The following is a 7,352-nucleotide window of genomic DNA, read 5'->3' as shown; positions in this document are numbered from 1 at the left end:
GAAGGCCATGGCTATGCGGCATGATGCTCCAGCTTCAATTCAATGACCGTGTTGCACTCAGCTCCTGCAACCGCCCTACTAATTTCTCACAGGGCTCTTCAATTGAGTGCAAAACCCCATTGCTCGATGGTACGCCGTCAATAGAAATTTCTACCTCATTTTTGTCGACTTCTACACCAAGGCTATTTCTAACCTGAAAAATATACTTCTCTAACTCAATTTGATCCGAAGGAGTATAGATTTTCAAAGGCATCTTTCTATTCATTGATATTGATGCCGCTATTTTTTTTGGGTCACCCGGTTTCGAAACTGGGGCAGCCTTACCTGTGGGAACTTTTTTCTTAGAATTTTCTTTCTGCAGCTCTCTTTTTAACTCAGAACCGTTAGTTTGAATAAGATCGTTGAGAGCCTTAAGGTTTTTAATCAGGCTTTTAGTCAGAGAGTTTTCTACAAAGTTTGTTCTGTCCGAGTTGAATTCAACCTCCTCGCTCTGACTTCTTAAGCTAACCCGCCCAATCATCTGAGGTAATGAACTTCCCGAGCTGGTTTTTCTGAGCAGTTCCGGATCGAAAATAACAATGTTATTAAAAATATTTCGATTGAAATATACTAGGGGGTACAGCGCGTCATCATGTACCCTTTTGTTTAATGGAGATATAGATTTTGAATTCCTACCTCTTTCAAAATGAAAAATTACCAGCTCTAGATTTATTGAATAGTCTGTTCTCCGCATGGGCTCAGGTAGGCCTGAAATTGACTTCAATAGCTCTCCCTTATGATAAAATTCAATATTATTGTCTTCTGAATCAAAAGAAACATAAAACAGTTGGTCGTTATCACTTTCCAGCTTGAAATCTTTAAGGTTTCTAGTTGAGTAACTAGTTGCCTGGTTCTCTATCTCAATTTTTATGTCAAAGTTTTCATCTACGATTGCGGCAGCAAGTTTTTCCGAAACCTTCTCATTGCTTAAATCATCAAGCAATACTTCTATATCTTTTGGGCTTGAGGAAATAATAATTGTGGTTCCTTTCCCATTATGAGCTTCTGTTATGATTGGTATGCTAGTCCCTGCAAGATCTTGCTTACTGACTAAGTCTGATTTTCTCAGAGAAAATGTGCTCTGCATCCCGCCCTTGCGTGTGGTCCATTGAACTTCATCGCCAAACTTAAATGCTGCAAGAAAGCCTAATCCTTTAGAGCCTTGAGTGATTCTACTAGCGCCATTTTGTTCAATGACGTGGCCAAATTTTTTAGAGCTTTTTGATATGTGAAAAAGGCTTTCAATTTCATCAGTCCCCATTCCATTTCCGTTATCAGAAATAGTTACAGTGTTCTTTGATGCCTCAACTTTGATCGTAATATCTGGCGAAAAAGCATCATAGGCATTCTTTATCAACTCGTTAAGCGCAAACAGTGTTGATGGTATCTTTTGTGACAGCTCTTCGATTATCTTCCCGCCAAACTTCAAAGAGACTTCCGACATATTAAATTCCTTTTTTACAATTGAGAGCACATTCATGGACGCTAGGTGGTCGCCCTGAGGCGTGTCAGGCCACCCTTTTCTCTTTATTCATTGCTTGAGAGCTTTTGGTATTCCGAAACCAAATTTAAATACTTTCTAAGGACAGGCCTCAAACAGAAACGTATCGATGGCAGCTATTTTGGGCGACGTCTTGTCATCAACTTCTCTCATGCGCCTCCCCATGAGCGAGTTACTAAAATCCACTCGGTAGCCATAGTTGATCCTTCACTATTTTTAGCGGCCATCCTTTTGCGAGAGCCGGGCAACATACGTTCTATCGTGGTAACTATTTCGTGCCCATTCGCGGTAAGAAACTCTTTAGTTATATCTACCAGAGGAAAGATCTTACCTCCTATCCTTCTTTCTCCAAGGGTGAAAAAACAAAATGCCCCGAGCTTAAGTCTAGGGCTAATCATCATTAATGATTCGCGATAATCTCGACAGAAAGATAAGGTTTTCTTTCTTAGAGGGCCAGCGTGCTCGATTTTTCTTAAAAAATTCGCCAGTGAGGGTGAGGCAGTACAAAGTTCGTTCCTTGCTAGGTCAGCAAACCTCAGCGAACCACCGAGACTTAATGTGTCAATTCGTGAAGTGGAACTTAATAAAAAAGGGTCAAATCCATCATGCAGATCAATTGGGTCAATCCAGCGGAGTGCTAAATAACTATGCTGTCCGTAAGGTACTGTGGTTTTATTATCTCCATATGGCGGAGAAGTCATTAAAACATCTGCAAGCTGCGGTGCTTTGCATACACCCGAAACGGAGCCGGATATTAGCACTGCTTTAGGAAAGATTTCTTGGTTTGGCCTTGCCAAAATTCTTGACCAGTGCAGTTTCAGTCGAGAAAGATTTTGCTCGCAGACAATCTTGAATACTTTAATAGCATCAGTCCCTCGCCTTGCGATGTCCTCCTGGCTATATGTATGTAACTTGAATGTTGAGATCCTTGAGTTTGATACCAATCTTATAGTTTCAGCAAAGCAGACCCATAGAAATTTCCTAACGACTTTGTTTGGGTGTTTAACTATTGATCTACGCAGCCTACTCAGGCCATCTTTTATTTCAAATTTAAACCACTTGTCTATGTTGGGGAAATCAAAGTCGCACGACGTCGAGGTTTCTGCCAAAGTGACTACAAGAGACACCGCATTAGAGGCAATCTCAACGTCCGGCGGAGTAGATTTAACCTCACATAATAATATAGCCATTGGATTAATATCACTTCCGTAATAGTTAATCCCTCTATATAAGCTTTCTAACATAACAGTGCCTGACCCCGAAAAGGGGTCATACACTAAAGAAATATCATCTTCCACGGCAATCAAGTCATCCAGCAATGCCCCTTGCAGTTCAGGAACCATCATAGCGGGATACTGAAAGAGGGCATGATTTCCAGATCTGCTTCTCAGCTCAGAAAATGCCCAAAAGTTGCTATCGCAGTCAGTCCGAGAAGATAATCGACGACGCAACTCTGCTGATTTTTCATCCGTGCTACCACTTTGGCTGGTTTGCCAAGCAGTCATGTCAACCCCCAATCCATAACCAAGCCCTAAATCCAAATTTGTCCGGGTTTCTTCCACATTCGCAGTAATATTTCTGCCTAGGTGCTCATGTTCAAGAAGCTCCTCAGACCTACCCTTTGCAGGCTTGTAAGGGCGTTTGCCAAACCACCATGTAGAATAATGGAAAAGTAGTTGCAAACACACTCTGGCCATCAACAGATAGCAATTTCCAAAGAGTGGTGACGCTTCTGAAATATCAGTCTGCTCTCTAAGCCTCATCCGTGCTGCGGTCGAGTCTTCTCAAAGAGGGCACGTCTGGCACGGTGAGAGCATTTCCCCAATGCGACATAATGCCATCACATCGTTGCTGAGAACTAGTGAGGCAGTTCGCTTGTGAGAGCCTGCGGTCTTGATTACTCTCCCGCTCCGGCTCAAGGATCGTCAGTTTTTGCTCTGCGCTTCCATTCAGATGCGGTGCTTATTGACGCGCCGGCTCGCGGTAATTGAAATTCCACATCATTGAGCCGCTCGCGCGCACTCGAAGCTGCAAGCCATCGCCGTCGCTAAGGACGAAGTCTTTACCAGTAGCCTTGACTGTCTTGAGCTGGCGACCGGAGAGGCGTGTTGCGTTAGTAGGCATAGGGGTCACCCCCAGCACCGTTTTGGTATCCGAAAATAGCACCCGGTAGCGCGGGATACTACCTGGGATACCACACCGCCTGGAACTCAGAAAACCTCAAAAGCCCCCTGAAACCCTGAAGGCCGCGTATTTACTGGATCGCAGGCACAAAAAAAGACGCCCTAAGGCGTCTTTTTTCGGATTTGGTGGAGCCGGGGGGATTAAAGATTTATACATAAGTTATTGTTTTAAAAGAGTTTATTTAAAGATTAATTATTAAGTGCCCCCATAAATGCCCCCGTGCACGTATTTCCGATGAGCGGCTACTTAAGGAGTTGAACTGGCGTCCTGAATCTCGTTTGCGACCGGGCGAGGCCATTCAACCACCGGGAGCATTTAATAGAGTCGGTCGTGTACAGCACAACCTCGGTTAGCTGGCCAGAAGGGTTTGATGCCCAGCTCAGACCGGTTGCTGGGTAGATGTCAGGTCACGCAGTTGGGTTTTTTCCGCGGCAGCGCACCATGGGCTCATCTAAGACGATTTGAGCTGAGGTGCGGCATGAGACACTCGATTGTTACCTGCCACAACTGTGGCAAAGCGATGGTTCCGAGACCGTCATATAGCCGTGGTTTCTGGGGGTATTCGCCTTCGTCCAATCATTGCCCCTTTTGCCTGAGTGAGAACTGGCACGGCGGAAGTCCAGCTTTAGGGGCTCGGCTGTTCGCGTTGGTAGGCCTAGCTCTTGGTGTTCTGGCCTGCGTATTGGTGGGAGCTCTTCTGTTCAAGGTGCAGTGGTGGCTTGGTGTCGAAGGACAGTGGTCTCTATTGACGCTTGGTACATGTGCTGTGTCGGTTACTGCGGGATACCATTTTTACAACTGGTTTGTTGATTGCTGACCGGTGATCATGCTGTGGAAGGCAGCAATCGGCCAAAAGCGGTCTCTCACATTCTGCCGCACAATGCTTCGGCATCGCATATAGTGAATATCACGCCCTGAGAGCCCGGATTCTTGCAGTTAATTCCGCCTCAAGTTGCGCTAAGCCTTGGTCATTCCCGAGATACCTTATGTGGCGGAGGTGCGCAATATCGAATGGTATATCAGCTGGGTTTTGGGTAATGATGATCACTTCCTTGCCATAGGAATGGGCAATCCCCATCTCATAGAAGACGTTGGCATTCTTCCCGGTGCAGTCACAAATCACTATCGCAGCTTCGTCAATCAGAGCGACAACGTCCTGGATAATTGCCGGGTGATCCCATCTATTGTCGGCACGGCCACTATCCATCCCATTCGCAGTTGCCGCTCGTTGAATAACTTCCCAGACAGGCCCAAATCCCGCGAAAGGCATCATTGCAGATAGCAAATCGGGGCGAACGCGTTGAGGCGTAGCTAGCTGAAAGACTGTTGGTTGGCGAGCGGGCTGCCGCCACTCCGTCAACAGCACTTTGAACAGATCAGCGTCCTTGATCGACCAATGACTGTGCTCAAACGGACCAAATCCCCTTCGTGGGATCTGGATCCCCAGGGCAGGAGCGAGTGTGGTCAAATCACCCAACGGGATAGGGGGAATGTCAGGATCGTAGCGATACTCGACCACGACATTGTTGCCTTGCAACCGCGTGCCAGTGATTTCTCCTACACGGGAAACCTGATCAGCTTCGAACCGGGAGTTCTCCGGGGAAAAAATCGCGGGTAATTTCCTCATGAGATCAAAATTGGGGAGGTCCCCGATTTTCCACTGAGCCCCTAATGTCTGGTCGATGTAGATACGCCCAAGCGGCATCTCGTCGCGCCGACCGTTCCAACCGTTTGCCATCACAAGCAAATTGAACATAGATCGACTCCCTGTCTGTAGATCGCCCATTTAAATGCCAAGGCTTTCTATGATGCAATCGAATTTGGCCGGGGCCGCGCTGATCGGTCAACAAGCCCCTACCTGATAGGCGGCCATTGTCAATCCCGGCCGGTTGACCGACCATCCTACTCCAGCGCCGAACGGCGCTCAGTCAAATAAAAGATTTCGCTCATAGCGAATTTATTTTTTGACATTCTGCTCGATCAGGCATAGCCTGCATCTGCGGTAGGGAGATTACCTCGCAGATGTGGGGGCCTCGGCCCTGTGGAGGTTCGCCTCTAACCCTTCCCCACGCGCTCCGGAGCCTCAGCACCACTGGCCACTGGCCACGGGCCGCGAAGGGATACTGCTTCCGCGCGAGACGGAAGCAGGTGCTCAGAAGGGGGGAAAAGTGTTGCTTGCTCCAATTTTCAGTCCAGTTGCACGCGAGACCTCTCAATTCCGAGAGGGCAACGAGGACAAAAAGATGAAAATTGATAAACCCGCCAAGCGACGCTCGGCAGTAAAGAAACAACGTAAGGTGAAGTGGCTGAAGGTCGTTATGAGTGCTGTACGTTGGATCGGGCTGGCGTTATCCCTGGTCGACAAGCACTGGCCTAAGCTCTCGGAAAACTTACGTGACTTATTCTAACTGCCTTACCCCCGCTGTTGTCACTCAAAGGAGCCCGATAATGTTGAACCAGGCACTGCGTTTGATTCGAACCTACCACGACTTATCTCAGACTGAGCTTTGTAAAAAACTTGGCATCTCAAATTCTTATTTGTCAGAAATAGAGTCTGGAAAAAAGCAACCCACAATTGATATATTAACCAAATACAGCGAATATTTTGAGATACCTTTGTCCTCTATACTCTTTTTCTCCGAAAGTATGGATGCCCCCAAGCCAACAACTAAGCTGAGAACCAGCATTGCCAAAAAAGTAATAAACATATTGGAATGGGTGGAGAATAAAAATGAGGCAAAAGCGAGAAAAGGCAGTTAGGCGAGAGCGTAAGTCTTACGACATATCTCAAAGCGCTTTGTATAACACCTCAACAAAATTGAAGCTCGCATCATTATTCTCCGTTGAAATTGGCGCTCTTAAAGATTGCATTGGTGATTACCGTCAATTTGAATTGATACCAGAACCTGATCCTTTTAAAGCTGGAAAGCCACCCAAATCAAGGTTGGTACAAAAACCAGCGCCTCGACTTCTGGCCATTCATGAACGTATCTTGAAACTCCTTCGCTGTGTTCGTGTGCCTGAATATATGCAATTCGCATTAAAGGGAACGTCTTACAAAAGGAACGCGGAAGAACACCTTCACAAAAAATGCGTCGCGACTTTAGATATACGAAATTTCTTTGGCTCCACATCGAAATCAAAAGTTTTCAATTTGTTCAATAACGATCTCAAGGCGCCAGGAGACGTTGCTAATATGTATGCTGACCTAGTGACAGTCGATAACTGCCTGCCCACTGGAAGCCCGCTCAGCCCGTTGATGTCTTTTTACGCGAATAAAAATCTCTTCGACGACCTAAGCAAGTTGGCTCATGCGCACAATCTAACATTTACATGTTACGTCGATGATCTCACATTTTCCGGAGAAAAAATTAGCGAATCTTTTCTGTGGCAAGTTGAGAGGGCTATAGCCGCATATGGACATATAGTCGCCAGCAATAAAACTAAACTTTTCCAAAATGGTAAACCAGCACACATCACAGGCGTCGTCGTCCACTCGGGAGCTATTCGTGTGCCTAACGCACGGTACAGGAAAATTCGACTAATTAAAGCAGGGCGGTCTCAAGGAGCAAGTGCAACACCTCATGTAAGGTGTTGCCATGTCTACCCAATACAACCACCTGAGTAC

General features: G+C 46.3%; 6 protein-coding genes and 1 pseudogene. 3 read left to right on the top strand and 4 right to left on the bottom strand.

The features are described 5' to 3' along the window. Positions 1-34: 34 nt before the first annotated feature. The 4 genes and pseudogenes from GHO41_RS27965 to GHO41_RS29925 all read right to left on the bottom strand — a co-directional run bounded on the left by GHO41_RS27965 (position 35) and on the right by GHO41_RS29925 (position 5,480). Positions 35-1,483 carry an ATP-binding protein gene (locus tag GHO41_RS27965; RefSeq protein WP_153435222.1) on the bottom strand — a complete coding sequence of 483 codons (1,449 nt, stop codon included), beginning with the start codon at positions 1,481-1,483 and terminating at the stop codon, positions 35-37. Between the two features lie 206 nt (positions 1,484-1,689). Continuing rightward, positions 1,690-3,222, bottom strand: coding sequence for a hypothetical protein (locus tag GHO41_RS27960; RefSeq protein ID WP_153435221.1), 1,533 nt, complete (start codon positions 3,220-3,222; stop codon positions 1,690-1,692). 292 nt (positions 3,223-3,514) lie between these two features. Continuing rightward, positions 3,515-3,664: pseudogene (locus GHO41_RS29930) on the bottom strand (Arm DNA-binding domain-containing protein); the annotation flags it as partial. A 967-nt stretch (positions 3,665-4,631) separates the two neighbouring features. Next, positions 4,632-5,480, bottom strand: coding sequence for a hypothetical protein (locus tag GHO41_RS29925; RefSeq protein ID WP_169796391.1), 849 nt, complete (start codon positions 5,478-5,480; stop codon positions 4,632-4,634). Positions 5,481-5,967: 487 nt separating this feature from the next. On the opposite strand from GHO41_RS29925, the gene GHO41_RS27945 reads away from it, so the two are divergent. The 3 genes from GHO41_RS27945 to GHO41_RS27935 form a co-directional block, all read left to right on the top strand. Next, a complete protein-coding gene (locus tag GHO41_RS27945; RefSeq protein ID WP_153435220.1) occupies positions 5,968-6,132 on the top strand; it encodes a hypothetical protein in 165 nt (54 codons plus the stop codon). Positions 6,133-6,172: 40 nt separating this feature from the next. Then, a complete protein-coding gene (locus GHO41_RS27940) occupies positions 6,173-6,484 on the top strand; it encodes a helix-turn-helix domain-containing protein (protein ID WP_057005075.1) in 312 nt (103 codons plus the stop codon). Then, a partial coding sequence (locus tag GHO41_RS27935) for a reverse transcriptase family protein (RefSeq protein WP_153435219.1) occupies positions 6,456-7,352 on the top strand: 897 nt, incomplete at its 3' end. The genes GHO41_RS27940 and GHO41_RS27935, both read left to right, overlap by 29 nt.

It is taken from the genome of Pseudomonas sp. FSL R10-0399 (assembly GCF_009600165.1).
GTDB lineage: Bacteria > Pseudomonadota > Gammaproteobacteria > Pseudomonadales > Pseudomonadaceae > Aquipseudomonas > Aquipseudomonas helleri.
Note: the sequence above shows the minus strand (reverse complement) of the source record. Positions and strands in the feature narration are given on the sequence as shown.

Coding starts and splice junctions, on each gene's coding strand:
- GHO41_RS27965 (WP_153435222.1), bottom strand. CDS start 1,483: ATGTCGGAAGTCTCTTTGAAGTTTGGCGGGAAGATAATCGAAGAGCTG.
- GHO41_RS29925 (WP_169796391.1), bottom strand. CDS start 5,480: ATGTTCAATTTGCTTGTGATGGCAAACGGTTGGAACGGTCGGCGCGAC.
- GHO41_RS27945 (WP_153435220.1), top strand. CDS start 5,968: ATGAAAATTGATAAACCCGCCAAGCGACGCTCGGCAGTAAAGAAACAA.
- GHO41_RS27940 (WP_057005075.1), top strand. CDS start 6,173: ATGTTGAACCAGGCACTGCGTTTGATTCGAACCTACCACGACTTATCT.